Consider the following 1,954-nt stretch of genomic DNA (forward strand, 5'->3'; position numbering starts at 1 on the left):
GCAGGTGGCAGGCGTCAACAGCCCGCTGCAACTGGCCGAGCTGGAGCGTGCCCACCAGCTGCGCCAGGCCCGAGCCTTGATGGAGCAGGGCGTGCGCCTGGCCGACCCCGCCCGCTTCGATGTGCGCGACGACACCCGCACCGGCGTGCGCGGGGAACTGGTCTGCGGGCAGGACGTGGAGATCGACGTGAACTGCGTCTTCACCGGCCGCGTGGAGCTGGGCGAGGGCGTGAGCATTGGCGCGAACTGCTGCATTGCCAATGCGCGCATCGCAGCAGGCGCGGTGATCCACCCATACACCCACATCGACGGCGAAAAGGCTGGAGCCACCGTGGGCGAGGGCGCGCTGATCGGCCCCTTTGCCCGCCTGCGCCCCGGCGCCCAACTGGGCCGCGAAGTGCACATCGGCAATTTTGTGGAAGTGAAGAACAGCACGCTGGCCGACGGCGCCAAGGCCAACCACCTGGCCTACCTGGGCGACGCCACGGTGGGCGAGCGCGTGAACTACGGCGCAGGCAGCATCACCGCCAACTACGACGGCGCCAACAAGCACCGCACGGTGATCGAGGCCGACGTGCATGTGGGCAGCAACTGCGTGCTGGTGGCGCCTGTGACCATTGGCGCTGGCGGCACGGTGGGCGGCGGCAGCACCATCACCAAGAGCACGGCGCCTGGCGCGTTGAGCGTGGCGCGGGGCAAGCAAGTCAGCATTGCCAATTGGTCCCGCCCGAAAAAATGAAGCACCCCCTGAGTCGCTTCGCGCCTTCCCCCTCCAGGGGGACGACAGCCTTTGCTGCGGGGCGGCCCTTGCTGGCTGTCCTCGCCTGCGCCTGCGCCTTCGTCTTCGTGCGTAGCGCGTTGGCGCCTCGTTGTGCCGTGCACACATCTGTGGTCTGCGGCGGGAGATGAAAGTGGCTGGTGCAGACATGACCCCCGAACAGCTGCGCGCCGAACTGACCCGCAGCCAGCAGCAGGTGGCCGATATGGCGGCTGCGCAAGAGGAGTTCTTGCGCGCCGTCTCGCACGACCTGCGCGCGCCGCTGCGGCACGTGACGTCTTACGGAACGCTGGTGCGCGATGTGTTGGGCGACCTGCCGCCCGAGGTGGTGCAGGGTGCTGAGGTGCAAGAGGCCCTGGGCTTCCTCGCCACCATGGACCACTCGGCTCGGCGCATGGGGCTCATGATCGACGGCCTGCACGCCCTGGTGCGTGCCAGCCGTGCGCTGCTGCGCCTGCAGCCCGTGCCGCTGACCGATGCCTTTGCCCAGGCGCGCGCCACACTGGCCCCGGCCGAGGCCGGACGCGCGGTGGAATGGCGGGTGGGTGCCGATTTGCCCACGCTGTGGGCCGACCCGACGCTGCTGCAGGATCTGCTGGTGCAACTGCTGGGCAACGCCCTCAAGTTCACGCGCTCCGTGGCGCACCCGTGCATCACGGTGTCGGCGGACGCGGCACCCGCAGGCCAGGGCGCCTTCACCGTGCAGGACAACGGCGTGGGCTTTGACCCGGCGCGCGCGGGCAGCTTGTTTGGCGTGTTCCAGCGCATGCACCGCGAGACCGAGTTCGAGGGCGTGGGCACAGGGCTCGCGCTGTGCCGTGCCATTGCGCAGCGCCACGGCGCACAAATCAGTGCGACGGCGGTCCTGGGGGGCGGTTGCACGGTGCAGGTGCAGTGGCCTGTGAATCCTGCAGTCGCCAGCGACGAGTCCTGAACCTGCACGCAGTGCTGGTGGCTACACCGCCGGCACCAGCGCCGGTTCCATGCACCCCGCCACCTGATTGCGTCCGCCGTTCTTGGCGACGTACAGCGCCGCATCCGCCGCGTCGATCCACGCACGCAGGCTGCTGTGGCGGTGGTCGGCCGGGGCCACGCCGATGCTGCTGGTGATGCGCAATTCGGGCAGGCTGCGCAGGCGCACGCCTTCGGTCTGCTCGCGGATGCGCTGGGCAATGG

At 69.5% G+C, this 1,954-nt stretch carries 2 protein-coding genes and 1 pseudogene; 2 read left to right on the forward strand and 1 reads right to left on the reverse strand.

The window, feature by feature from the left end:
- Both DBR23_RS16410 and DBR23_RS16415 read left to right on the forward strand, forming a co-directional pair.
- Positions 1-739, forward strand: a pseudogene (locus DBR23_RS16410) (DapH/DapD/GlmU-related protein); the annotation flags it as partial.
- Positions 740-926: 187 nt separating this feature from the next.
- On the forward strand, positions 927-1,712 hold the full coding sequence (locus DBR23_RS16415) for an ATP-binding protein (protein ID WP_199227729.1): 786 nt from the start codon (positions 927-929) through the stop codon (positions 1,710-1,712).
- Between the two features lie 21 nt (positions 1,713-1,733).
- Here DBR23_RS16415 and DBR23_RS30845 read toward each other — a convergent pair.
- A partial coding sequence (locus tag DBR23_RS30845; RefSeq protein ID WP_233250500.1) for a diguanylate cyclase domain-containing protein occupies positions 1,734-1,954 on the reverse strand: 221 nt, incomplete at its 5' end.

Source organism: Acidovorax sp. HMWF018 (assembly GCF_003061035.1).
Lineage (GTDB): Bacteria > Pseudomonadota > Gammaproteobacteria > Burkholderiales > Burkholderiaceae_C > Acidovorax > Acidovorax delafieldii.

What these genes read in the sequence shown, in the direction of transcription:
- DBR23_RS16415 (WP_199227729.1), top strand. Translation starts at nt 927, where the DNA reads ATGACCCCCGAACAGCTGCGCGCCGAACTGACCCGCAGCCAGCAGCAG.